Source organism: Sphingomonas sp. Ell38C01 (assembly GCF_055231975.1).
The window spans coordinates 1621332-1645731 of record NZ_JBUYVA010000001.1; the positions used below are offsets into that span (position 1 = coordinate 1621332).

Annotated in this window: 25 protein-coding genes; 10 read left to right on the plus strand and 15 right to left on the minus strand. The window is 68.1% G+C overall.

From position 1 onward, the window contains the following. Window positions 1–110 precede the first annotated feature (110 nt). Both hflC and ACV7NO_RS07645 read right to left on the minus strand, forming a co-directional pair. A complete protein-coding gene (hflC, locus tag ACV7NO_RS07640) occupies window positions 111–977 on the minus strand; it encodes a protease modulator HflC (protein ID WP_463405408.1) in 867 nt (288 codons plus the stop codon). Further along, window positions 974–2137, minus strand: a complete 1164-nt coding sequence (locus tag ACV7NO_RS07645; protein ID WP_463405409.1) for an SPFH domain-containing protein — start codon at window positions 2135–2137, stop codon at window positions 974–976. The genes hflC and ACV7NO_RS07645 overlap by 4 nt, the downstream gene beginning before the upstream one ends. Window positions 2138–2207: 70 nt before the next feature. Between ACV7NO_RS07645 and ACV7NO_RS07650 the strand changes: the two genes are divergently transcribed. The 4 genes from ACV7NO_RS07650 (at window position 2208) to ACV7NO_RS07665 (ending at window position 4349) form a co-directional block, all read left to right on the plus strand. Then, window positions 2208–3161, plus strand: a complete 954-nt coding sequence (locus ACV7NO_RS07650) for an Mrp/NBP35 family ATP-binding protein (protein ID WP_463405410.1) — start codon at window positions 2208–2210, stop codon at window positions 3159–3161. A gap of 98 nt (window positions 3162–3259) precedes the next feature. Then, window positions 3260–3700, plus strand: coding sequence for a CoA-binding protein (locus tag ACV7NO_RS07655; protein ID WP_463405411.1), 441 nt, complete (start codon window positions 3260–3262; stop codon window positions 3698–3700). A gap of 4 nt (window positions 3701–3704) precedes the next feature. Beyond that, window positions 3705–3962, plus strand: coding sequence for a hypothetical protein (locus ACV7NO_RS07660; RefSeq protein WP_463405412.1), 258 nt, complete (start codon window positions 3705–3707; stop codon window positions 3960–3962). A 45-nt stretch (window positions 3963–4007) separates the two neighbouring features. Then, a complete protein-coding gene (locus ACV7NO_RS07665) occupies window positions 4008–4349 on the plus strand; it encodes a hypothetical protein (protein ID WP_463405413.1) in 342 nt (113 codons plus the stop codon). Between the two features lie 205 nt (window positions 4350–4554). Here ACV7NO_RS07665 and ACV7NO_RS07670 read toward each other — a convergent pair whose 3' ends face one another. Together ACV7NO_RS07670 and ACV7NO_RS07675 are read right to left on the minus strand one after the other, a co-directional pair. Beyond that, on the minus strand, window positions 4555–5616 hold the full coding sequence (locus ACV7NO_RS07670; protein WP_463405414.1) for a ribonucleotide-diphosphate reductase subunit beta: 1062 nt from the start codon (window positions 5614–5616) through the stop codon (window positions 4555–4557). 48 nt (window positions 5617–5664) lie between these two features. Further along, complete coding sequence (locus ACV7NO_RS07675) at window positions 5665–5865, minus strand: hypothetical protein (RefSeq protein WP_463405415.1); 201 nt, start codon at window positions 5863–5865, stop codon at window positions 5665–5667. Window positions 5866–5921: 56 nt separating this feature from the next. On the opposite strand from ACV7NO_RS07675, the gene ACV7NO_RS07680 reads away from it, so the two are divergent. Further along, window positions 5922–6173 carry a DUF2171 domain-containing protein gene (locus tag ACV7NO_RS07680; RefSeq protein WP_463405416.1) on the plus strand — a complete coding sequence of 84 codons (252 nt, stop codon included), beginning with the start codon at window positions 5922–5924 and terminating at the stop codon, window positions 6171–6173. A gap of 173 nt (window positions 6174–6346) precedes the next feature. Here ACV7NO_RS07680 and ACV7NO_RS07685 read toward each other — a convergent pair whose 3' ends face one another. From ACV7NO_RS07685 to ACV7NO_RS07695, 3 genes are all read right to left on the minus strand, one after another. Then, complete coding sequence (locus ACV7NO_RS07685; RefSeq protein WP_463405417.1) at window positions 6347–8233, minus strand: ribonucleoside-diphosphate reductase subunit alpha; 1887 nt, start codon at window positions 8231–8233, stop codon at window positions 6347–6349. A 406-nt stretch (window positions 8234–8639) separates the two neighbouring features. Continuing rightward, complete coding sequence (locus ACV7NO_RS07690) at window positions 8640–10043, minus strand: sensor histidine kinase (protein ID WP_463405418.1); 1404 nt, start codon at window positions 10041–10043, stop codon at window positions 8640–8642. Beyond that, a complete protein-coding gene (locus ACV7NO_RS07695) occupies window positions 10040–10702 on the minus strand; it encodes a response regulator (protein ID WP_463405419.1) in 663 nt (220 codons plus the stop codon). Before ACV7NO_RS07695 ends, ACV7NO_RS07690 begins: the two co-directional genes overlap by 4 nt. Window positions 10703–10812: 110 nt before the next feature. Here ACV7NO_RS07695 and ACV7NO_RS07700 point away from each other — a divergent pair, with 110 nt between their 5' ends. Then, entirely contained in the window at window positions 10813–11430 is a 618-nt protein-coding gene (locus ACV7NO_RS07700; RefSeq protein WP_463405420.1) for a hypothetical protein, read from the plus strand. Window positions 11431–11645: 215 nt separating this feature from the next. Here the strand turns inward: ACV7NO_RS07700 and ACV7NO_RS07705 are convergent, their stop codons facing one another. Then, window positions 11646–14282 (minus strand): EAL domain-containing protein, encoded by a 2637-nt coding sequence (locus ACV7NO_RS07705; RefSeq protein WP_463405421.1) that lies wholly within the window; start codon window positions 14280–14282, stop codon window positions 11646–11648. 120 nt (window positions 14283–14402) lie between these two features. On the opposite strand from ACV7NO_RS07705, the gene ACV7NO_RS07710 reads away from it, so the two are divergent. Continuing rightward, entirely contained in the window at window positions 14403–15926 is a 1524-nt protein-coding gene (locus tag ACV7NO_RS07710) for a fumarate hydratase (RefSeq protein WP_463405422.1), read from the plus strand. A 44-nt stretch (window positions 15927–15970) separates the two neighbouring features. On the opposite strand, the gene ACV7NO_RS07715 is transcribed toward ACV7NO_RS07710, so the two are convergent. The 5 genes from ACV7NO_RS07715 to ACV7NO_RS07735 all read right to left on the minus strand — a co-directional run bounded on the left by ACV7NO_RS07715 (window position 15971) and on the right by ACV7NO_RS07735 (window position 19842). Then, complete coding sequence (locus ACV7NO_RS07715; protein ID WP_463405423.1) at window positions 15971–16639, minus strand: acyloxyacyl hydrolase; 669 nt, start codon at window positions 16637–16639, stop codon at window positions 15971–15973. A gap of 145 nt (window positions 16640–16784) precedes the next feature. Further along, a complete protein-coding gene (locus ACV7NO_RS07720) occupies window positions 16785–17234 on the minus strand; it encodes a hypothetical protein (protein WP_463405424.1) in 450 nt (149 codons plus the stop codon). Between the two features lie 26 nt (window positions 17235–17260). Then, on the minus strand, window positions 17261–17779 hold the full coding sequence (locus tag ACV7NO_RS07725) for a helix-turn-helix domain-containing protein (protein WP_463405425.1): 519 nt from the start codon (window positions 17777–17779) through the stop codon (window positions 17261–17263). Between the two features lie 107 nt (window positions 17780–17886). Next, complete coding sequence (locus ACV7NO_RS07730; protein WP_463405426.1) at window positions 17887–18522, minus strand: opacity protein; 636 nt, start codon at window positions 18520–18522, stop codon at window positions 17887–17889. A gap of 768 nt (window positions 18523–19290) precedes the next feature. Then, complete coding sequence (locus ACV7NO_RS07735; RefSeq protein ID WP_463405427.1) at window positions 19291–19842, minus strand: hypothetical protein; 552 nt, start codon at window positions 19840–19842, stop codon at window positions 19291–19293. 90 nt (window positions 19843–19932) lie between these two features. Between ACV7NO_RS07735 and ACV7NO_RS07740 the strand changes: the two genes are divergently transcribed. Together ACV7NO_RS07740 and ACV7NO_RS07745 are read left to right on the plus strand one after the other, a co-directional pair. Continuing rightward, window positions 19933–20304 carry a PRC-barrel domain-containing protein gene (locus ACV7NO_RS07740; RefSeq protein ID WP_463405428.1) on the plus strand — a complete coding sequence of 124 codons (372 nt, stop codon included), beginning with the start codon at window positions 19933–19935 and terminating at the stop codon, window positions 20302–20304. 28 nt (window positions 20305–20332) lie between these two features. Continuing rightward, entirely contained in the window at window positions 20333–20782 is a 450-nt protein-coding gene (locus ACV7NO_RS07745) for a DUF3597 domain-containing protein (protein WP_463405429.1), read from the plus strand. A gap of 7 nt (window positions 20783–20789) precedes the next feature. On the opposite strand, the gene ACV7NO_RS07750 is transcribed toward ACV7NO_RS07745, so the two are convergent. Further along, window positions 20790–21488, minus strand: a complete 699-nt coding sequence (locus tag ACV7NO_RS07750; RefSeq protein ID WP_463405430.1) for an energy transducer TonB — start codon at window positions 21486–21488, stop codon at window positions 20790–20792. A gap of 178 nt (window positions 21489–21666) precedes the next feature. On the opposite strand from ACV7NO_RS07750, the gene ACV7NO_RS07755 reads away from it, so the two are divergent. After that, window positions 21667–22086 (plus strand): hypothetical protein, encoded by a 420-nt coding sequence (locus tag ACV7NO_RS07755; RefSeq protein ID WP_463405431.1) that lies wholly within the window; start codon window positions 21667–21669, stop codon window positions 22084–22086. An 85-nt stretch (window positions 22087–22171) separates the two neighbouring features. Here the strand turns inward: ACV7NO_RS07755 and uvrB are convergent, their stop codons facing one another. Further along, window positions 22172–24367, minus strand: coding sequence for an excinuclease ABC subunit UvrB (gene uvrB, locus ACV7NO_RS07760; protein WP_463405432.1), 2196 nt, complete (start codon window positions 24365–24367; stop codon window positions 22172–22174). Window positions 24368–24400: the final 33 nt, after the last annotated feature.

Sequence of the window (24400 nt, forward strand, 5' to 3'; positions counted from 1 at the left end):
TTGTATTCCTCTCGTGGAACGCATTTTTCCGGTTGCACTGTGGTAATAGGGCAACTCGATGAACGGTATTTGAATATGAACGATCGGCGTCGTTTCAAGTCAGATCGCGTTCAACGACCGCGCCCCTCGAACTCCTTGAGATAGGCGTTGTTCGGGCTGAGGATGATCGACGTCGATCCCTCCGGCACCGGTCCGCCGTCCGCGCCGAAGGTGGTGCGATAGGACTGCATCGCGCGGTAGAAATCATAGAAGTCCGCATCCTTGCTGAACGCGTCGGCGTAGATCTGCGCAGCGCGGGCATCGGCCTCCGCACGGACGATCTGCGCGTTCTTCAGGCCCTCTGCCTGGATCGAGTTCGCCTCCTGCTGGCGCGCGGTGCGCATGCGCTCGAGCGCGCTATCGAGCGGACCGCCGGTCGGCAGGTCGGCGTGCTTGATGCGGACGTCGACGACGCGGACGCCGTATTTGCGGCCCTCGCGATCAAGCGCGTTCTGGATGTTGTCCATCAGCTGCCCGCGCTCCGGGCTGAGCAGCGAGACGAATCGGCGCTTGCCCAGCTCGTTGCGGATCGCGGTGCCGAGCAGCGGGCGGAGCTGGTCCGCGACGCGCTCCTCCGAGCCGGCCGTGTTCACCATCTTGAGCGGATCGTAGACGCGGTAGCGCGCATAGGCATCGACGTTGAGGCGGAGCTGGTCGGTCGACAGGACCTGCGTATTGTCGAGCTCGACGTCGCGGACGCGCTTGTCGACCCAGACGATCCGGTCGAGAAACGGAATCCGCGCGATCAGGCCGGCGCCGGTGTCGCCGTACGCCTGTCCGGGGGTCCAACGGTTGACGATGTAGATCGGCTGGCCGAGGCGATAGACCACCGCCTGCTGCGTCTCGGGCACGATCGCGATCGTCGCGGCGCCCACGATGACCGCGAGCAGCGCGCCGATGCCGAGCGCGAGCGGGTTGCGCCAGGAGAACGCGTTCATCGGCCGGCTCCCGGCGGGGTGGCGGACTGGACGGGAGCGGACTGGGCGGGAGGGGACTGGGCCGGGGCAGCCTGAACCGCGGGCGGCGTCGTCGCGGCGGCGTCGGACAGGCGGCGGGCGCGATCGAGCGGGAGGTAGGGCGTCACGCCCGGAACCTCGACGATCGTCTTGTCGGTCTTGCGGAGCACGGCTTCCATCGTCTCGTAATACATCCGTCGGCGCGTCACCTCGGGGGCGAGGCGGTATTGTTCGTAGACCTTGTCGAACGCCGCGGCCTCGCCCTGCGCGCGGTTGATGACCTGCTGCGAGGTGGAGCGCGCGCGGTTGAGGTTGCCGATCGCCTGCTGCTGCGCCTCGGTCACCTTGTTGAAATCGTCGACGAGGCTGGCGGGCGCGGACGCCTGCTTGATCGAGACGCCCTGGATGCGGACGCCCGCGTTATAGTCGTTGAGGATCGCCTGCATCGTCTGCGCGACGCGCGATTCGATCCCGGTGCGGCCCGCGCCGATCGCTTCCTCAAGCGTGGTCGTCGCCAGCACCGCGCGCATCGCGCTTTCGGCGGTGGCGCGGACGGTCTCCTCGGGGTTCGCGACCTGGAAGACGTAATCGCGGGGGGACGAGACGTCCCAGCGGACCGAATAGGCGAGGTCGATGATGTTCTGGTCGCCGGTCAGCGTCAGGTTCTCCGCGCCGTCGCGGGGGAAATCGTCGGTGCGGATGCGCTGGACGTCGACCTTCGTCACCGAGGCGATCGGGGCGGGGAGCGTCAGGCTGATACCGGGCTGGAGCGTGCCGCTGTAGCGCCCGAAATAGGTGACGACGCCGCGCTGCTGCGATCCGATCGAGTGAAACGCGGTGAGGACGATCCACGCGACGACGATCACCGCGACGCCGATCATCCACAGCGCACGCGGGTTCGCGCCGCCGGGGAGCGAGGGGCCGCCGCCGGGGCCGCCGGGGCGCGCGCGCTTCAGGAACTCGTCGAGCGCGGTCGTGCGCGGCGTGCCCTTGCGACCGCCGGGCGGGACAGACCAAGGGTTGCGCGGGCCGTCGCCGCCGGCACCGCCGCTATTGCCGGCACCGCCTCCGCCCCAGGGGCCCTTGGGAGTTTCGGTCGCGAGGATAGGGGGGCGCTTCAGCCACGCCGGGAAGATCGTCATGATAGCTTTATAAGCGCGCCGGACGGGAAAAACAGTGGCAAGCGTCGTGGGCGGGCCTATCTGGCGCGTCATGGACATCGACAGGCAGGTTGAGCACGCGGTGGGCGCGGTGGCGGGAACGCGCGCGACGGTGCGGATGGAGGGCGCGCGCGCGGGCATCGTGCTCGACGCGACCGGGTTGGGTAAAAGCGAGCGCGAGGCGATGGAGGCGGCGGCGAAGGCCGCGGCCGGCGCGGTCGCCGGCGTCGCCGAGGTGCGCGTCGTCGTCACCGCGGAGCGCGTCGCGCGGCGGCTGATCGCGGTGGCGAGCGGGAAGGGCGGGGTCGGCAAGTCGACCGTCGCGGCGAACCTGGCGATCGCGCTGGCGCGCGCCGGACGGCGCGTCGGGCTGGTCGACGCGGATATTTACGGCCCCTCGCAGCCGCGCCTGATGCGGGTGGAGGGGACGCGGCCCGAGGCGCGCGACAAGGTGCTGATGCCGGTGGCGACGCCGTACGGCGTGCCGCTGCTGTCGATGGGGCAACTCGTCGAGCCGGGGCGGGCGCTGGCGTGGCGCGGGCCGATGGCGGCGGGGGCGCTGGGGCAGTTGCTCGACGCGGAGTGGGGCGTGGCGGACACGATCGTGATCGACCTGCCGCCGGGCACCGGCGACGTCCAGCTGACGATGGTGCAGAAGTACCGGCCCGCGGGCGCGGTGATCGTCTCGACCCCGCAGGACCTGGCGCTGATCGACGCGACGCGCGCGATCGACCTGTTCGACAAGGCGGGCGTGCCGATCGTCGGCGTGATCGAGAACATGGCGGGCTATGCGTGCCCGTCGTGCGGCAGCGTCTCCGATCCGTTCGGGTGCGGCGGCGCTGAGGCCGAGGCGGCGGCGCGTGGGCATGTGTTCCTGGGGCGCATCCCGCTCGACATCGCAATCCGCAGCGCGAGCGATGCGGGGCGACCGCCGGCGGCGGAGGATGGCGACACGGTGTTTGCGCCGATCGCGGCCCGGGTCGCCGCATGGCTGGAAAAAGCGTGAAACCTGAATGGCGTGACCGCGTTGTCTTACTACCGGTCGTGCCCGGCGCGTAGAGCCGCGGCACGAGCGGACCAGTTTTCTCCATCGGGAGCGCCGCGATGCCGCTGACGACCGACGCCGAGATCAAGGCCCTGCTGGAAGAGGTGCGGACGATCGCGCTGGTCGGCGCGTCGGACCGGCCTTCCCGGCCATCCTACGGGGTGATGGCAACGCTGCAGGCGCATGGATATCGCGTGATTCCGGTCAATCCGCAGATCACGGGCGAGCACATACACGGGGAGTTCGTGTTCCGCGACCTGGCGCAACTGGGCGATCCGATCGACATGGTCGACATCTTTCGTCGCAGCGACGCCGCGGGCGAGGTCGTGGACGAGGCGATCGCGATCGGCGCGAAGGCGGTGTGGATGCAGCAGGGGGTCGTCAACGAGGCGGCAGCGGCGCGGGCGGAAGCGGCGGGGCTCAAGGTCGTGATGGACCGGTGCCCGGCGATCGACATTCCGCGGCTTGGCGTCTCGCCCGTTTCTGTCGATCGGGGCTGACGCGATGGCCGCATTCGCTTTGCTGCTCGGCTTGATGGCCGGCGATCCCGCGATGCTGATCGAGACCGCATCGCGACGGCTCGGCGTGGCGGAGGCGCCGGTCCGGGATGCCAATGCGCGGTTCCGGATGGCCGGCGACGATACGATCGAGATCGACACGAAGACACGGGCACTGGCGACCGACGGACAACAGTGCAGCATCGTCGGCGCGCGATTGTGTACGCGCAAGCGCCGGCCGATGGTGTCCACCGCGATAGATTGAGGCGGGACTTGCGCTGGCGATAGGGGCGAGGCAGTCTGTCTTGCCATGCTGATCCTGACGCTCCTGTTCGCCGCGAGCGACCCCGCTACGACGTCGCGATACGACGCGATGACTGCGGCGGAACGGCGGTGCGTGCGCGATCCGGCCTCGACCGATATCACCGTGTGCGGCACGCGCAACGCCGACCGGTTCCGCGTGCCTTTCGTCGGGCTGGACGCGGGCAACCCGCAGATCCAGGACGTTCGTGCCGAGCGTGAGCGCCTGTTCGCGCGCAGCGACAATTGCCGCGAGAAGAGCCTGTTCCTGACCGGATGCGGGCATGCCGGGGTGCATTACAGTACGCGCACGGGCGTCGGTGGCAACGGGGCCCGCAAGCCGGCGCCGTGACTCGATGTCGCGGGGTGGAATGACCGTGCCGTCCGCTATCGTTCGCGAAAGGGCGGAGCGCGGTTCACGATCGTATTCGCCTGCGATGAGCGCGCGGAGCACGGGCAAAGCCCGTGCTTTCGTCGGTCGACGCCGGTGGCGCCGCCGGCCGGGCGCGCCGTGGGGGGCGGGAGTTGGCTTTCGCTAACTCCTCGCGCGGCGCGCCTTACTCCGCCGCCACGCCAGCCCGCGAGAACATGTCTCCGCCGATCTCCGCCATCAGATCCTCGTTGGCGGCCGGACCCTTCTTCGCCTTCTGGCGCTTGTCGAACGAGTCCCAGACGTCGTTCCACTGGCCCTTCGTCGCCGCCTTCGAATATTCGGTGGCGCGCTGTTCGAAGAAGTTGGCGTGCTCGACGCCGTTGAGCATCGGGGCGAGCCAGGGGAGGGGGTGTTCGTCGATCATGTAGATGGGCTTCAGGCCGAGCTGGCCCATCCGCCAGTCCGCGATGAAGCGGATATACTTCTTGATCTCCTTGGGCGTCATGCCGTTGACCGGCCCCATCTCGAACGCGAGGTCGATGAAATTGTCCTCGAGCCGGATCGTCGTCTGGCAGACGTCGGCGATGTCGTCCTTGACCGCTTTGGTGAGGCACTGGCGCTCGTGGCAGAAGGTGTGGAACATCTTGATGATGCCCTCGCAATGCAGGGACTCGTCGCGGATCGACCAGGTGACGATCTGGCCCATGCCCTTCATCTTGTTGAAGCGCGGGAAGTTCATCAGCATCGCGAAGCTGGCGAACAGCTGGACGCCTTCGGTGAAGCCGCCGAACATGGCGAGCGTGCGCGCGATGTCCTCGTCGTTGTCGACGCCGAAATTCTGCATGTAATCATGCTTTTCCTTCATCTCGGCATATTCGAGGAAGGCGCCATACTCGCTCTCGGGCATGCCGATCGTGTCGAGCAGATGGCTGTAGGCGGCGATGTGGACCGTCTCCATGTTGCTGAACGCGGTCAGCATCATCTTGATCTCGGTCGGCTTGAACACGCGGCCATATTTGTCGTGGTAGCAATCCTGCACCTCGACGTCCGCCTGCGTGAAGAAACGGAAGATCTGGGTGAGCAAGTTGCGCTCGTGATCGGAGAGCTTCTGCGCCCAGTCGCGGCAATCCTCGCCGAGCGGGACTTCCTCGGGGAGCCAGTGGAGCTGCTGCTGGCGCTTCCAGAACTCGAACGCCCAGGGGTATTCGAACGGCTTGTACTGCTTGCGGGCTTCGAGAAGGGACATGGGGTTACTCCGGGACCGAATGCTTGGGATGAGATGGAAAACGCAAATTCAGGGTTCGAGGCTCCACTGCCACATCGCGGTCGCGCTCATCGCGAGGACCACGCCGAGCGACAGCGCCATGATGCCAACCATGCGGAAGACATAGACCTTGGCGGGCCCCGCAGGGCGGGCGAGCGCGATGAGCAGGCCGGCGCCGAGCAGGGCGAAGACCGTGGCGACCGCGTACATGATGAGGATCTGCCAGCTCATGCGACCAACGCCGGGGTCGTGCGTTTCCCAACCGAACCCACGCAAGGAGACGCATCATGGTCGACGCAACCCAGATCAAGGAACATGCCGAAGTCATCGGCGCGGACGGCGTCCATGTCGGGACGGTCGACCATGTCGACGGCGGACGGATCAAGCTGACCAAGACCGACAGCCCGCAGACCGAGGACGGGCAGGGCGCGAAGCATCATTACATCCCGCTGGGCCTCGTCGCCGAGGTCGAGGGCGATCAGGTGCGGCTGAGCGCGACCGCGCAGAACGCGCAGGACCTGTTCGAGGAAGCCGAATGAGGATGTCCCTGCGCCGGTGACCTGTCGGCGCGCGGACGATATGGCCCCGGCCCGCGCTATGCGGGTCGGGGTCTTTCGCATCTGGACCATTCGCATCTGGGCCATCGCCTGTCGCATCATCATCCCCATGGCAGGGGGGCGAACGGTCCCCGCGCTTCCTCGAATCTGGCAGGTCACTGACAGGCCAGGCACTCGTCGTAATCGGTCGTCTCGAACGCATATTCGGGCTTGGCGATCGTGTTGTCCGCCTCGACCCCGCCCGCGAAGCCGGCGCGCTGGACGCTCTTCGAGCGCAGGTAATAGAGCGACTTGATGCCCAGTTCCCAGGCGCGGAAGTGGAGCATCAGCAGGTCCCACTTCTCGACGTCGGCGGGGATGAACAGGTTCAGCGACTGCGCCTGATCGATATAGGGCGTGCGATCGCCGGCGAGCTCGAGCAGCCAGCGCTGGTCGATCTCGAAGCTGGTCTTGAACACGTCCTTCTCGTCCGCGCTCAGGAAATCGAGATGCTGGACCGAGCCGCCCTGTTCGAGGATCGAGTTCCACACCGCGTCCGAGTTCTTCGACTTCTCCCCCAGCAGCCGCTCGAGATAGGCGTTCTTGACCGAGAAGCTGCCCGACAGCGTCTTGTGGGTGTAGATGTTCGCGGGGATCGGCTCGATGCACGCGCTGGTGCCGCCGCAGATGATGCTGATCGACGCGGTCGGCGCGATCGCCATCTTGCAGCTGAACCGCTCCATCACGCCCATGTCGGCGGCGTCGGGGCAGGGGCCGCGCTCGACCGCGAGCTGCATCGACGCCTCGTCGACCTGGCCCTTGATCTGCTTGAAGATCCTGAGGTTCCAGGACTTGGCCATCGCACCCTCGAAGGGAAGCCCGCGCGCCTGGAGGAACGAGTGGAAGCCCATGACGCCGAGGCCGACCGAACGCTCGCGTCCGGCCGAATAGGCGGCGCGCTCCATGCCGGGCTCATGGCGGTCGATGTAATCCTGCAGCACGTTGTCGAGGAAGCGCATCACGTCCTCGACGAAGCCTTTCTCGTCCTTCCACTCGTCCCACGTCTCGAGGTTGAGCGAAGACAGGCAGCACACCGCGGTGCGATCGTTGCCGAGATGGTCGCGGCCGGTGGGCAGCGTGATTTCGGAGCACAGGTTCGAGGTCGAGACCTTGAGCCCCAGGTCGCGGTGATGCTTGGGCATCGCGGAGTTCACGTGATCGGCGAAGACGATGTACGGCTCGCCGGTCTGCAGGCGCGTCTCGACCAGCTTCTGGAACAGCGAGCGCGCGTCGACCGTCTGGCGGATCGCCTGGTCCTTGGGGCTGCGCAGGTGCCATTCGCTGCCCGCGCGGACGGCTTCCATGAACGCGTCGGTGACGAGGACGCCGTGGTGGAGGTTGAGCGCCTTGCGGTTGAAATCGCCCGACGGCTTGCGGATCTCGAGGAACTCCTCGATCTCGGGGTGCGAGATGTCGAGATAGCAGGCGGCCGAGCCACGACGCAGCGAGCCCTGCGAGATGGCGAGCGTCAGCGAATCCATCACGCGGACGAAGGGAATGATGCCGCTGGTCTTGCCGTTGAGGCCGACGGGCTCGCCGATCCCGCGGACGTTACCCCAATAGGTGCCGATCCCGCCGCCGCGCGAGGCGAGCCAGACATTCTCGTTCCACGTGTCGACGATGCCGTTGAGGCTGTCGGGGACGGAATTGAGATAGCAGCTGATCGGCAGGCCGCGCCCGGTGCCGCCGTTCGACAGGACGGGGGTGGCGGGCATGAACCAGAGCTTGGAGATATAGTCGTACAGCCGCTGCGCGTGCGCGGCATCGTCGGCATAGGCCGAGGCGACGCGGACGAAGAGATCCTGATAGCCCTCGCCGGGCAGCAGGTAGCGATCGTTGAGCGTCTCCTTGCCGAAATCGGTGAGGCGCGCATCGCGGCTGTGATCGACCTCGACAGGGTACGGCTTCGCTTTCGCGACGGCCTCGCTGCCGGTGGCTTCGGTCTGGGTCGCGTCGATCGTATCGGTCGTCATGTTCGTCTCACCCGTGTCCCTGAAATCCATCGCGGCCGCTCCCTCATGTCCGTCGTGCGTCCGGGAGACGATGCGAATCGGGATAGCCCCCGATCCTACACTCCGGACGCCGCGCAGTGGAGAACAAAATAAGATCATCCGCGTCGCCCGAGGGGCGCTGAACGTCTCCGCGCGATATGGTGTTCTGCGCTTGTCTCTACCAGTGCTTGGGTCCGCCCCCGAACTCAACCCCTACAGATTGTGGGAAAGCGTGTCGTGACGCAAGCGGGGAATGGGGCCGGAACGGTGCGGCCGGTCGCGTTCGCAGGGGTGTTGGTCGTACCCGGAAACGCGCGACGCGCGGACTTGCGCGGGGTTCGCGGAATGCAAGGGAACGGGGGGCGAACGAAAATATTTTCAGAGGTGGCGGTGGCGGACACCACCGGTTGTGTCCGGGTCAGGACGCGGTCGGGAGCGTCACGCTTGCCGCCAGCCCGCCGCCGGGGGCTTCGTCCAGCGTGAGGCTGCCGCCGTGGAGTTCGGCGAGGTCGCGGACGATCGACAGGCCGAAGCCATGGCCGTCGCCGCGTTCGTCGAGGCGGGTGCCGGCTGTGGTGGCACGTGCGCGGTCGGCATGGGGGATGCCCGGGCCATCGTCGGTGACGATGAGGCGAATCCGGCGGGCTTCGTGGACCGCGGCGACGCGCACCTCGGTACGCGCGTGGCGGGCGGCGTTGTCGATCAGATTGCCCGCGAGTTCGTCGAGATCGTGTGCGTCGAGCCCCACGGCGAAATCGGCGGGAATGTCCTGCACGATCGTGATGCCGCGATCGGCGCGGAGGCGTGTGATCGCACGCGAGAGATCGGTGATGGCCGGGGCCAGCACGGTCGTCGCGCGGGCGGCACCGGTGGCGGTGCGGGCGCGGGCGAGGTGGTGGCGGATCGTGGCGTCGATCCGGGCGACCTGGGCGGCGGCGGGGGCGTCGTCGGCGAGAGTGAGCGCGAGGGTGGCGACGGGGGTCTTGAGCGCATGGGCGAGGTTGGCGGCGGAGGCGCGTGCGGTGGCGAGCGCGCGCTCGGTATCGGCGGCGAGCGCGTTAAGCTCGGCTGCGAGCGGGCGGAGTTCGCGCGGCTGGTCCTCGTCGATGCGGGTGCGGGCGCCGGTGCGGATCGCGGCGACCTGCGCGCCGATCGTGCGGAGCGGGCGCAGGCCGTAGCGCAGCTGGACGACGATCGCGATCGCGAGCGCGAGGCCGAGCGCGAGGAGCGACACGGCGAGCGGGGCGAGCGCTTCGCGGATCGGGCGCTCGATCAGGTCGTGCGGGACGGCGACCGCGACGCGCGCGGGCCCTGCGTCGGTCGGGACCGCGAAGGTGCGGCCGTGGACGCGTTCGCCGTCGGCCAGCATGATATCGAACGGGCGCGACGTCGCCGCGTCGATCGGATCGGGCGGCGGGAGCGGGGGCTCAAGGCGGCGATCCGGGCCGGGCGGGCCGCGGCGGCGCGATTCGATCGTCGCGAGCGCGGGCAGGGACTGCGTCTTCGGGTCCAGGCTGATCCCGGGGACGGCGTCGATCATCGCGGTGCCCGCGGTGCCGCGCGGGGCATCGACCCGCCACGTGTCCTCGCGGGTGAAGGCACGGTCGAAGCGCTCGATCAGGATGCCGTCGATCGTGCCGTCGCGCCGGACGGTCGAGGCGAGCGCGAAGAGCTTGTCGTCGAGCCGCTGGTCGAACGTCGCGGTGACGAAGCGTTCGAGCACCGCGGAGATCGCGAACGCGGCGACGACCAGCGCGACGAGCGTCGCGAGCGTGGACAGCGCGAGCATCCGCGCGTGGATCGAGTTCGGCAGAAACGTCATGCGGGAGCGGTCAGGCGATAGCCGCGGCCGCGGACCGTCTCGATCATCTCGGCGCCGATCTTCTTGCGGAGGCGGCCGATGATGACCTCGATCGAATTCGAGTCGGGATCCGCGTCGCCCTCGTACACGCGATCGATCAGGTCGAGACGCTCGATCACGGTATCGCGGCGGAGCATCAGCGCGGAGAGGACGCGCCATTCGAGCGCGGTGAGCTTGAGCGGCAGGCCGTCGCGTTCGAACTGGCCGGTCTGGGTGTCGTAGCCGAGCGGACCGCAATCGAGGCGGGCGGCGGCGTGGCCCGCGGCGCGACGTACGAGCGCGCGCAGCCGCATCACCAGCTCCTCTACGCGGAACGGCTTGACCAGATAGTCGTCGGCGCCCGCCTTGAACCCCGCGACCTTGTCCGACCACGCCTCGCGCGCGGTCAGGATCAGGACGGGCAGGTCGCGGCCCGCGGCGCGCCACTCGCGCAGCACGGTGACGCCGTCCTTGCCGGGCAGCCCGAGATCGAGGACCGCGGCGTCGTAGGGCGCGGTATCGCCCAGATGTGCAGCGTCGACGCCGTTCGCGACGAGGTCGACCGCGCATTGCTCGGCGCGCAGCGCCCGCGCGATCGCGGGGCCGAGGTCCGCATCGTCTTCCACCAGCAGGATACGCATGAGGCGGCGGCTACTCCGAAACGCTAAACCGAAGCTGAACCGCGCGGTTCAGCGTGGCGGGGGAAGCGTGGCGTAGAAGCAGGCCATCGACAAGCCAAGGAGACGACAAGATGGTCGACATGAAGAAGTACGGATCGCGCCGCACCAGGCTAGCGCTGGGCGCCGCGGCGCTGCTGGGGCTGGGCGTGGCGGGGGGCGCGGGCGCCGTCTCGCTGACGCGGCCGAGCGTGGAGATGGCGCCGACCGTCGCGACGCCGATCGCGAAGCTGGCGGCGACGCAGGGCGTGGTGACGGTGAAGGGCCGCGTGGCGGAGGTCTATGGCGACCGCTTCGTGGTGCAGGACGGCACCGGGCGCGCCATGGTGAGCGCGGGACGCGACGGTAGCGGCGCGATCGCGGCGGGCAGCGCGGTGACGGTGCAGGGTCGCTATGACGACGGGCAGTTGCGCGCAACCTATCTGGTCGATCCGCAGGGCCGGGTCGAGCAGGTCGGCCCCGGGCGCGGGCCGGGCGGGCGGCATGGCCCCGAGGGCGGGCCGGGTCGTGACGGCCCGCCTCCGCCTCCGCCGGGTGGTCCGGGTGCACCGCCGCCGCCTCCGGCCGGGTGCGGGCCTGCCGGGGCGCCCGGTGTCGGGATGCCGCCGCCGCCGCCCGTCGGCGGGGCAGGGGCTCCGCCTCCGCCCCCGGCGACCGGGGCCGGTGCGCCCAATTCCGCGGCGCCTCGTTAAGCAGGCCCGTGCTGCCCCTTCTCTTTCTGTGGGAGAGGAGGGGCAGGCGGGATCGACGGTGATGAAAGCGAGGCGGGGTGGTTCCGGAGGAGGCCGTCATCCCGGCCTAGAGCCGGGGCCCCGCTTTATGGCGAGCAGCGGACAAGAAACGGGACCCCGGATCAAGGCCGGGTGACGATGTGTTCGGAACTCTGTGTCCTGCCCCGTGGCCTGTCCTATCCTGCGGCTCGTCGCAGCGGGCGGGCCGGGGCCTGGGCGAGGCGTTCCAGGTCGAAGGGACGGGCGAATTCGAGGCCGGCGCGGCCCTCGTCGTCGATCCAGCGGATCGTGGCGGCGAACATCTGGCCATCGATCAGTTCGATGCGGATGGGGACACCGATCGCTTCGGGCGGGAAATCGACGCCGTCGATCATCGCGCCGCCCGACGACAGGTTGCGGATGCGGACGTCGCCGACATCGTCGCCGACCTCCAGCCGGGCGGTGCGCAGCAGCGTGGTGCGCGCCGCGCGGCTGACCTTGTGGCCGATCGGGACGGCATAGCCGGCATGCTCCGCCAGCTGGTCCGCGGCATCGGCAGCGGCAACGGGGCGACCATAGACATAGCCCTGGATATGGCTGCACCCCAGTTCGCGGATCAGCGCGATCTCGTCCTGCTGCTCGACGCCTTCCGCGGTGGTTTCCATGCCGAGCGTATCCGCGAGCATCACGATCGCCTTGATGATCGCGGCGTTGCGGTTGCCCGCCATGATCGCGCCGCGCACGAAGCTCTGGTCGATCTTGATCTTGTCGAACGGCGCTTTCTTCAGATAGCCGAGCGACGAATAGCCGGTGCCGAAATCGTCGAGCGCGAGGCGGATGCCAATCCCCTTGAGTGCGCGGAACATGTGATCGGTGGTGGCGTCCTCGTCGAGGAACACGCTTTCGGTGATCTCGAGCTCCAGGCGGTCGGCGGCGATCCCGGCTTCGGCGATCGCGCTGGTGACGAGTTTGGGCAGCGCGGGGTTGGCGAACTGGATCGGCGAGACGTTGACCGCGACGCGGACGTGATCGGGCCAGGTCGCCGCCTCACGCGTGGCGGTGCGCAGGACCCATTCGCCGATCTGCTCGATCAGCCCGCATTCCTCCGCGACGGGCACGAAATCGGCCGGGCTGATGAGCCCGCGCGTCGGGTGCGTCCAGCGCAGCAGCGCCTCGAACCCGACGATGCATGCGTCCGCGGTCGACACGACGGGCTGGTAGGCGAGGTGGAACTGGTCCTGACGCAGGGCGAGGCGCAGATCGTCCTCCATCCGCTTGCGATCCTGCGCGCCGCTGAGCAACTCGTCGCGGAAGAAGCGGTGGACGCCGCGGCCATCGGCCTTGGCGGCGTAGAGCGCGAGATCGGCGTTGCGGACCAGCGTTTCCGCGGTGGTGCCGTGCTCGGGCGCGATCGCGACGCCGATCGAGCAGCCGATCGTGATCGAGGAGCCCGCGATCGCATAGGGCTGCGACAGCGAAGCGATGATCTCGCGCGCCAGCCCGCCCAGTCGTTCGCGGCTCCCCTCTCGCGGGAGGACGACCTTGAACTCGTCGCCGCCCAGTCGCCCGACGAGCCCCGCATCGCCGACGGTGCGCTGGAGCCGGACCGCGACCTGCTTGAGCAGTTCGTCCCCGACCTGATGGCCGAGCGTGTCGTTGACCGTCTTGAACCGGTCGAGATCGAGCAGGAACAGTCCCGTAAGCCCGCCCCCGCTGGTCTGCGGCGACAGCGTCTGATCGAGCGAGAGGCGCATCCGCTGGCGGTTGGCGAGCCCGGTGAGGCTGTCGAACAGCGCAAGGCGGGTGATCTCCGCATCCTGGCGGCGGCGCTCCGTCAGGTCAGAGCCCGAACCGATGAAACCCTGGAACCGGCCGCGCGCGTCGGTGATCGGGCGGCCGCTGATCGACCACCAGCGCTCCCCCATGCCCTCGATCGCGGGAACGACCGAATACTCGGCGAAGGCGGTCCGCGAGGAGAGGTGGAAGGTGAGCGTGCGTTCGGTCTCTACCAGCTGCGAATCGACGCGGAAGATGTCGGTCAGCCGCTCGCCGATCGCGGCGACGCCGTGCGCCGCAAGCTCGCGCGCGACCTTGGGCGTCAGGTAGGTGAGGTGGCCCTGGCGGTCGCTGTGCCAGAACCAGCCGGTGCCGTGCGTCTCGAAATCGGCGACGAAGCGCGTGGCGAGGGCCGCGGCGGCGCCGGCGCGGGCGCGGTCGTCGGCCTCGGCCAGGTCGCGGCGCGCGATCCGCGCGATCCCGGTGACGAGCAGCGCGGCGAGGAGCAGCGCGGTCATCGCGGCGAGCCCGAAGCCCGCGGTGATCGGCACCATCACCGCCAGCGCGATCGCGAAGCTGAGCGACGCGACGCGCAGCGGATGCAGCGCGGTTGCGGCGATGATGACCGCGCCGAACGACCCGACCAGCCCGGCCAGGTGAAGCGCCGAGGGCAGGACCTGCGTGCTGACCGCCATCAGCGACAGCGCGACCGCGAGCATCGTCGCGGCCATCGCCACACCTGCGATCCGTTCGTGCGACGGGCGTTGGCGCAGCGATGCGAGCGACACCATCGCCCAGATCGCGAGGGTGCTCGCGACCGCGAGCGCCGCCACCGCCAGCGACAACGCGGTGAGCATGCCCGACACGAACAGCGCCACGACCACGACCGCGGCAGCGATCGCGGTCGCGAACGCGGCGATCGGCCACAGCCCGCGGATCGCGTCCAGCCCCGCCTCGCGCGCGTCGAGCAAAGCCGGTTCGTCGGTCGACACGATGCCCAGCGCGGTGGCGGTGGTGGCCGTCTGGTCTTCGGGGTCGGTTGAACGGGTCCTGAGCATCAGGTGGCGTTAGACCGAGGTGGGTTCGGAAGCGGTTAGGCGTCGTGGTGAAGAAAGGATGACCGCCGGCACCGCACGGCCGTTGAAACCGCGCCCCCCCTCGCGCTAGGAGACGGCCCCATGACCACGATCATCCGCGAAGCCGACCTGATCGAGAGCGTCGCCGACGCGCTCCAGTTCATCAGCTACTATCATCCGATGGATTACATCCGCGCGCTGGGCGACGCGTACGAGGCCGAGCAGGGCCCCGCCGCCAAGGATGCGATCGCGCAGATCCTGACCAACTCGCGGATGTGCGCGGAGGGGCATCGCCCGATCTGCCAGGATACCGGGATCGTCACGGTCTTCGTGAAATGGGGCATGGATTGCCGGCTGGACAGCACCGCGCGGTCCTTGCAGGCGGTGATCGACGAGGGCGTGCGGCGCGCGTACCTTCACCCGGAGAACAAGCTGCGCGCCTCGATCCTGGCCGACCCGGCGTTCACCCGGCGCAATACGAAGGACAATACGCCGAGCGTGCTGAACGTCGAGATGGTGCCGGGCAACATCGTATCGATCGACGTCGCGGCCAAGGGCGGCGGCAGCGAGAACAAGTCGAAGTTCAAGATGATGAACCCGTCCGACTCGATCGTCGACTGGGTGCTGGAGATGCTGCCGCAGATGGGCGCGGGCTGGTGCCCGCCGGGCATGCTGGGGATCGGTATCGGTGGAACGGCGGAGAAGGCGATGCTGCTCGCCAAGGAATCGCTGATGGGCCAGATCGACATGGCGCAGTTGAAGCAGCGCGGGCCGAAGACCGATATCGAGGCGCTGCGGATCGAGATCTTCGACAAGGTCAACGCGCTGGGGATCGGCGCGCAGGGCTTGGGCGGTCTCTCGACGATCCTCGACGTCAAGATCGCGGACTGGCCGACGCACGCCGCGTCGAAGCCGGTGGCGATGATCCCCAATTGCGCCGCGACCCGCCACGCGCACTTCACGCTCGACGGCAGCGGGCCCGCCTATCTGGAGGCGCCCAAGCTCGACGAATGGCCCGACGTCCACTGGACCCCGGACAAGGCGGCGATCCGCGTCGACCTCGACACGCTGACGCCCGAGGTGGTGCGGTCGTGGAAGCAGGGCGACCGGCTGCTGCTCAACGGTAGGATGCTGACCGGGCGCGACGCGGCGCACAAGCGGATCGCGGACATGCTGGCGAAGGGGGAGGAGCTGCCCGTCGAATTCAAGGGCCGCGTGATCTATTATGTCGGGCCGGTCGATCCGGTGGGCGAGGAAGTCGTCGGCCCGGCGGGCCCGACGACCGCGACGCGGATGGACAAGTTCACCCGCATGATGCTCGACCAGGGGTTGCTCGCGATGGTCGGCAAGGCGGAGCGTGGGCCGGATGCGACCAAGGCGATCGCGGAAGGCCAGAGCGCGTACCTGATGGCGGTGGGCGGCGCCGCCTATCTGGTCGCGCGCGCGATCAAGGGATCGAAGGTCGTCGGATTCGAGGATCTGGGGATGGAGGCGATCTACGAGTTCGAGGTGTCCGACTTCCCGGTGACCGTCGCGGTCGACAGCGAGGGCAACAACGTCCACCAGCTGGCGCCGCTGGTCTGGCGGGACAAGATCGCGCGCGAGGGGTTGTTGGTCGGGGCGTGAGGGCTGGTTTCCCCGTGCCGCCCGGACGGCACGGGGGCAACGCGTCAGCGGCCGAGCGTGCGGACCAGGCGCAAGCCGAGATTGTCGAGCCCGGGGTTCTGTTCGGAGAACCACTGGTGGTGGCTGAAATGCTCCCATGCCAGCTCGACCGCCCAGCGTCGGGTCAGTCTTACGCCGATCGATGCGTTGGGATTGATCTGGAAGCGCGATCCGAACGACGTCCGCGTCAGGTAGATGGCATAGCGCCGCCGTGCCTCGTCGAGGGACAGGCCGGGTTCGAACGGATCCGGGGTGAAGCGATAGCCGTCGTGGACGGCCAGCCCGATGCCGATCTGTCCATAGACGCGCCCGCGCAGGACGTGCTGCCGCCATTCGGCGCCGAGGCTGGCGAAGCTGGTGCGGCCCGCAGTGCTGATCTGCGCCTTGGCGGTCAGTCGCGGCTTCAGCGCCCAGCGTAGCGGCGCGCTGCGATAGGCGATCTGGATGTCGACGGTCCCGTCGCTTTCCTCGTCGCCTTCATAGATTTGGTTGGCCGGCAATTTGGGGAACGTCAGTTCCTCGCCCAGCGGATGAAAGTTCGAGCCGTGCTCGAAGACGCCGACCGCGATCTCCGGTCCGCTGCGGCGCGACAATTTCGGATCCTGTCCGGGGATGTCCTGCGCCGCTGCCGGGAGCGATGCGCAGGCGACCGCCACGGCCAGCAGTCCGGTCATCGCCGGGAGCGCGTAGACCACCCTCGTGGCGGCCGTTCGCCGCGCGCGTGCCATCCGCCCGTGAAGGCCGGTCGTCGAAATATTCAAGCTCTGTCTCCGATGTGAAAATAGATGCGATCCGCGACCTGTCGGGTCGCGACGTGTGTCAGTCGTGCCTGATCGGTCGATCTCGCCCGACCCCGTCGACGCGCCGCGTCAGCGCGCCGATGACGATGCAGAGCATGACCGGGTAGATCCAGAAGCCCTGGAACACGGCGTAGGTCTGCAGGAGACGGCGCGGCAGAACGTAGATCGCGCCGTGGCTGCACAGCGTTATCAGGTGGAACGCCGCCGCCCACATCGGCCAGAACCGTTCAGACCGCAACGCGAGCGCCAGCAACGCGAGGAGCGCGAGGGTGTCAACCACGACGAGCGGCGCGCGGTGCGACCGCCAGTCGAACAGCGCGGGGTCCATGACGATGTAGGTCACGAGCGTGCCTGTCACGACGATCGCCACCCCCCATCGCTCGCTGCGCCCCCCGAAGTGCCACCCGATGACGGCCGTCGCCAGCAGGCAGGCGCCGTAGAGGACCCGCAATGCCAGGAAGATCGTCATCCGCCCCGGTAACCCTCAGCCACGGCTCAGGTCAGGCGGCCGAGGCTGGTCAGCATCGTGGTGACGCCGCTGACCAGACCACCCAGGAGCAGCGCGACGCCGGCCGCGATGACGAGGATCCAGACGAGCCGGCGCCCGGTGCTCAACGTGTTGAGCGGCCGTGCCCTGGTCGAAACCGGAATTGCCCATTGCTGATCTCCGCCAGAATGCCTGTCTTGCGGCAATCCTTCGTTCGCGGCGGCGGGATCGGCAACCGGCGGCGGATCGTATGATGGTTCGTACGATGCCGCAGCGCCGTCGATGTCGAGCATCGCGGCGGCGTCCCGACGGGAGGCGGCACCGAGAATCCGCATCGCGATGCCGATCTGGACATTGATCGTGTGATGCGATCCGCCGAGCGTCTGGGCGATCTGCTTGGACGTCATGCCCCGCGCGACGAGGCGCAGATACTGCCGTTGCGCATCGGTGAGCGATGCGGCTTTGATGGCGGCTTGGGAGGTAGGCATTTCGGGAGCGCGCCTATCCAGATGCGCGGCTTGTCGCAATCCGAATCGGGCGCGACAGTGCGCGGAAGGCCTTTTGTTCCCGGACGACAAAAGGGCGGGCCGTCCTACGACGACCCGCCCCTTTTGCTCCTAGCGGAAATTCCCGATCAGAAGTGCGTCACAATGCCGAGCATCGGGCGCACGCTGTGGAAGTCGCCGAACGTGGTGACTTCGCCGCGCAGGCGGAAGCCGCTCTCGCCGGTGATGCCGCCGAGGCCGATGCTCTTCGGGCCGACCTCGAAGCCCGCACCGAACGCGATGTCGTGGAAATCGCGGTTGGTCGGGGCGCGCTTGTCGAAGTTCACCCACTGGTAGCCGACCTTGCCGTAGATCAGCCCGCTCTCGCCCGCACGGACGCCGAAGCGACCGAACGCGCCATACTGCCAGTCGATATCGCCAGAGATGCCCTTGGCGACGGTGCCTTCGGCACCGACGAACACTGGTCCGAGCGGGACGTTGACGCCGGCCAGACCCTCGATCAGGCTGCCGTTCAGCTTGTTGTTGCGGGTGCCGCCGGTGATGCCGGCGCGGTTCGGCTCGCTGTCGAACTCCTGCCAGCCGCCCATCACGCCGAAATACGGCTCGATCCCGAACGCCTTGCTGCCGTCGGGCGCCTGGGCTGCGGTCGACTGCGTCTCGGCGGTGGTCTGCGTGTCTGCCGGGGCTGCGGACATGTCCTGCGCGAACGCGGGGACGGCGAAGGTGGCAGCCGCAACGGCGGCCGCGAGGGTGATCTTACGCATGGGATGTGCCTTTTGTCGTTACTCCGGCCGGGGCGGGTCGCGCTGCGTCGACCGATCCGTCCGAGGTCACTCCAAACCCGGCACCTCAAACTATGTTGCGTTGCACGTGGCAAATAATCGGTGTTTTGCGACGGTTGGAACGGGTAGTTGCTGCGGCGCAACAGTTCCTGTCGGGCGGATGAACGAGCCGTGGCGCAATCATGGCGGGGGTGTGGCGCGTGCCATGATGATGGCGGGAATGTGATGGGAAGCCTGGGCGGGGTCAGGCGACATACGCCGTCACCCCAGCGAAAGCCGGGATCTCTGGCGGCTGACGTGCCGCGCCGCACGAACCGACCCCAGCCTTCGTTGAGGTGACGACGGTGCGGGGGTCGGGAAGGGCGCCCCGTCGGTCCGACGGGTGCCACACGTGAAAAGAGGTTGTCGGACGATCCCCGCAAGGACCGTCCGACAACCCCCAGACATGGTCAGCGGCCGGAAAGCTCCAGCCCGGAGGACCATGCGAACCGCGTGCCTGCGGCCGATGCGCGTTTGCTGGAGGAAAATACCTCCCGCGCCCGGCCCTCGGCCTCTAGCGGCGCGTCCCCCGAACGAACCGAACCGAACTCACTGCTGAACCATGAGACATCGGATCACCTCCTTTCGCTGGTTGATAACAAGCGTGGCCAGCGTCGGCCACGGATGCAATGTGCGCGGTGGGCGGGGGCGATACAAGACTTGTATTCAAACGATCTTTGCACGACGATCCTGCCCCGCCGCCGATGCGATTCAGCCGCGGCAATCCTCCGTCACTCGGCCGACCTCGGCCCAGGCGGGCGCGACGACGGGGGCGACCCCGGCCTGCTCGACCACGAACCGCCCACGGCTGAACGCCATCGCGTCGAGCAGCGGGTCCGCGGCGGCGAGCGGGGTCGCGACATAAGGCAGCGTGCCGCCGGTCGGCTGGACCGGGAGCGTGCGTGCAGTGCTGGTGGTGCGGATCGTCAGCGGAGTACGGACATCCCCGGCGCGCGAGAAGTAGACGCGGCGCTCCGCCATGTCGCAACGCAGGACGAGACGCGCGTCGGCGCCCGCGGTGCCGAACATCGCGCGTGAGCCGCGCGCGTCCTTTCCATAGGTCCAGGTGCCGGGCGTCTGCGGCCAGTCGCGCCAGTCCGCGGCGAGCGGGGCGGGCGCGGGTGCGGGGAGCGGGAGGGTAGGCGGCGGCGCGGGCTGCGGCACGGGTTCGGGCTTGGCGACGCACCCGGCGACGGCGCAGGCGAGGCAGGCGATCGCGAGAAGCGCGCGGGGGCGGCTGGCGGAGCGGGGCGGAAAGCGCATCGCACGGCTATGCGGGATCGGCGGCGTCGGCTCAACCGGAACCGGCGCGCGCGCCGTTCGCTTCATCGCCCGAACGCACAGGAGCCGATGATGTCAGACCCGCAGACCCCGACCCAGCAACTCGTCCAGACCAACATCGCGGGCACCATGAAGATCGAGAGCCGCGACGGCGATTCGGTGGGCAGCGTGCATGCCTTCATGGTCCACAAGAACAGCGGGCGCGTGACGCATGCGGTGCTGAGCCTCGGCGGGTTCCTGGGGATGGGCAAGAGCTTCTACCCGCTGCCGTTCGAACTGCTCCAGTTCGACCTCGTCCGCGACCTGTACGTCGTGACGATCGACCGCCGCGTCCTGGAAGGCGGACCGAGCTGGGCGAACAACGCGCCGGTGTTCGATCAGGCCTATGCCGATCGCGTCGCGAGCTACTACTCGGTCGGCAGCGAGGATCTGTCGGCGGGGTGAAACGGATGTCCTCAAGGGAGAGCGTGACATGAGTATCTTCGGCAAGATCAAGGACGCGATTTTCGGCACGAGCGGGCCGCTGGGCGGACAGTTCGGCGGGGGTGCGAAACCGGCTCCTGCACCGACGCCGGCTACGCCTGCACCTGCGCCTGCCGCGCATCCGCAGACGACGCAGGCGGAGCCGACCGCGGCCCCGGCTGCACCCGCGCCTTCGCAGCCGGTGGATGTCGAGGCGGTTCTGATGAAGATCGCGTCGGACAGGGGCAATCCCGATCTCAACTGGCGGACGTCGATCGTCGACCTGATGAAGCTGCTCGGGCTCGATTCGTCGCTCGACAACCGCAAGGAGCTGGCGGGCGAACTCGGATATACCGGCGCGAAGGACGGGTCGGCGGAGATGAACATCTGGCTGCACAAGGCGGTGATGCGCGAGCTGGAGAAGAATGGCGGGACGGTGCCCGCGGGCCTGAAGGACTGACCGATGGTCAGCGGTCGGGCGGTGGCGCGACCTCGCTGACGAAAATGTGGTTCTCGACGATCGTCGAAGCAACCGGGTGCCCGTCGCCATCGCGGGCGGGGTCGTAGCGGAAGCGTTGCTCGATCAGGCGACACGTCGTCTGGTCGAGCGATGGCGCGCCGCTCGAACGGGTGATGCGGCAGCTCGTGACTCGGCCCTGTTCGGTGACGGTGTAGCGAACGCCGACGGTGCGCTCGATTGAAGTGTCGTCGTCGGGGAGCGGGCTGTCCGACATCTTCAGGCGGCCCTTGCGCCAGCGTGGTGGCGTCTCGGTGTCGTTGCCGTTCCCGTCGCCATAGTCCCCCGCGCCGGGGCCATTGCCGATGCCGCCCGCGCCGGTGCCGGGCCCCGCGCGATCGCTGGCACCCGCGATCGCCTGCGCGCCGGTTGCAGGCGTCAGCGTGACGACGACCGGCGGCGCGGGGAGCGGGATGACGGGAATCGGCGCGACGACCTCGGTTGCCTGCGAGCGCAGGTTGGGCGGAGCGGCTGCGCCGGTCGGGCGGTGGACTCGCTTCGGCGGCGGGATCGGCCTGTCGCTTGGTGGGGGCTGGTCCGGGAGGACGCGGAAGAGCGTGAGGGCTTCGGTCACGACCGCGGGACGCTGCATCGCGAGACCGGCGAACAACGCATAGCCGATCGCCGCCTGGACGAGGATGGCGAGCATGGCGCCTGTCAGGCGCTCGGCGGGCGGGGTTCGGAACATGCGCGTGGTGTGTACGCGCGGGTGGCTGAACGGTTGCCGACCGTTCATGTCGCGACCGCACAGCCGTCGACCGTATCTGCCGCCGCAGCGTGACGCACGACTGAACGCCGCATGACATTATCGTCATGTCGTTTCGGCCATGAAACCAGCATTTTTCAGGGGCGTTTTACTGGTCCAAGCTCACATAATGGAGGTTGAGATGAACAAGGTCATGATGGGTATCGTTGCATTTTCCGGCATTCTGGTAGCAACCGGTGCATCGGCCGCACCTTGGGTCGCTCAGGAGGCGCGGGTGCCGCTGTCGAACGGGATGGCGGACGTCGCGCTCGTCAAGAGCGGTGCGGCCGAACGCACCGTCGTCTGCCGCGCGACGGCCGACGCGCTGGTCAAGGTCCGGCCGGAGGGCATCGCGATCGATACCAGTCTGCGGCACGGCAAGAAGGTGACGACCGAGAAGATCTTCGACGATGCGCGGATCGTCCCGGTGGCGGTCGATGCGTGCACGGTTCGTGCGGGCGATCACTTCGACACCGCCGTTACCAGCGCGCGGAATTCCTGATCCCCGATCCCCGATCCGCGAGGGCGATGGGGCGCAAGACGGTCCCATCGCCATTGGCCGTCAACGCCCGCGGGCGCAGTGAGGATCAGCGACCGCGCGCTCCGCCCATCCGCGCCTTTTGACTTTTCCCGTAGCGCGTCTTGCGCGTCCCCGGCTTGCCCTCGTTCGACCGCCCCATGATCGGCAGCTTCTGCTGGTCGACCGGGAGGCCCAGTTCCTCCTGCTCGAGCGCGCGGATTTCGTCGCGGAGGCGGCCGGCGGTTTCGAATTCGAGGTCGGACGCGGCCTTGCGCATCTGCTTTTCGAGATCCTCGATATAGGCGCGCAGATTGTGGCCGACCATGTGGGGGCGGTCCTCGTCGATCTCGACGGTGACCTGGTCCTTGCTGGCGACGTGGGCGATGATGTCGCCGATGTTGCGGCGGATCGTCTGCGGGGTGATGCCGTGTTCGGTGTTGTAGGCGATCTGTTTTTCGCGCCGGCGCTGCGTCTCGTTCATCGCGCGCTCCATCGAGCCGGTGATGCGATCGGCGTAGAGGATGACACGGCCGTCGACGTTGCGCGCGGCGCGGCCGATCGTCTGGATCAGCGAGGTTTCGCTGCGCAGGAAGCCCTCCTTGTCCGCATCGAGGATCGCGACGAGGCCGCATTCGGGGATGTCTAGCCCTTCGCGCAGCAGGTTGATGCCGATCAGGACGTCGTAGACGCCGAGCCGGAGGTCGCGGATCAGTTCGATGCGTTCCAGCGTCTCGACGTCGGAGTGCATGTAGCGGACCTTGAGCCCCGCCTCGTGCATGTACTCGGTCAGGTCCTCTGCCATCCGCTTCGTGAGCGTGGTGACGAGGGTGCGGTAGCCGGCCTCGGTGGTCTTCTTGCATTCCTGGATTAGGTCCTGGACCTGTTCCTCGACCGGGCGGATCTCGACAGGCGGATCGATGAGGCCGGTGGGGCGGATGACCTGTTCGGCGAAGACGCCGCCGGTCTGCTCCATCTCCCAGGCGCCCGGCGTGGCGGAGACATAGGTGGTTTGCGGGCGCATCGCCTCCCACTCGTTGAAGCGCAACGGGCGGTTGTCGATCGCGGAGGGCAGGCGGAAGCCGTATTCGGCGAGCGTGATCTTGCGCCGATGATCGCCGCGCGACATGCCGTTGATCTGGCCGATCGTGACATGGCTCTCGTCGACGAACAGCAGCGCGTTTTCCGGGAGATATTCGAACAGCGTGGGGGGCGGCTCGCCGGGGAGGCGGCCGGTGAGGAAGCGGCTGTAATTCTCGATCCCCGAGCAGCTGCCGGTGGCGGCGATCATCTCGAGATCGAAATTGGTGCGCTGCTCCAGCCGCTGCGCCTCGAGCAATTTGCCCTCCATGACGAGCTCCTTGAGGCGCTCGGCCAGCTCGTGCTTGATCGCCTCGGTCGCCTGCTTGAGCGTCGGGCCGGGAGTGACGTAGTGGCTGTTCGCGTAGATGCGGACATAGTCGAGGCTGGCGATCTTGCGGCCGGTGAGCGGATCGAATTCGACGATCTCTTCGATATCGTCGCCGAAGAACGAGACGCGCCACGCCGAATCCTCGTAATGCGACGGGAAGATCTCGAGCGTGTCGCCCTTCACGCGGAAGTTGCCGCGCTGGAACGCGGCGTCGTTGCGCTTGTACTGGAGCGCGACGAGCTTGCGGACGATCTCGCGTTGGTCGACGGTCTGACCTTTCTTCAGGTCGAAGATCATCGCGGAATAGGTTTCGACCGAGCCGATGCCGTAGAGACACGACACCGAGGCGACGATGATGACGTCGTCGCGCTCCAGCAGCGCGCGGGTGGCGGAATGGCGCATCCGGTCGATTGATTCGTTCACCGAGCTTTCCTTCTCGATGTACGTGTCCGAGCGCGCGACATAGGCCTCGGGCTGATAGTAATCATAATAGCTGACGAAATATTCGACCGCGTTGTTCGGGAAGAACGATTTCATCTCGCCGTAGAGCTGTGCGGCCAGGATCTTGTTCGGGGCGAGGATGAGCGCGGGGCGCTGAAGCTCCTGTATGACGCTGGCCATCGTGAACGTCTTGCCCGAGCCGGTGACGCCGAGCAGGACTTGGTCGCGCTCGCCGGTGCGTGCGGCCTCGGCAAGCTCGCGGATCGCGGTCGGCTGGTCGCCCGAGGGCTGGTATTCGCTGGTCAGTGTGAAGCGCCGGCCGCCTTCGGCCTTTTGGGGGCGCGCGGGGCGGTGGGGGACGAAGCTCTGCCCCGTTTCGGGCTCGGCGAGGGTGGTACGGATCTGGATGGCCATCGCGCTGGAATATGGTCGCGGGCGCCGCGCTCG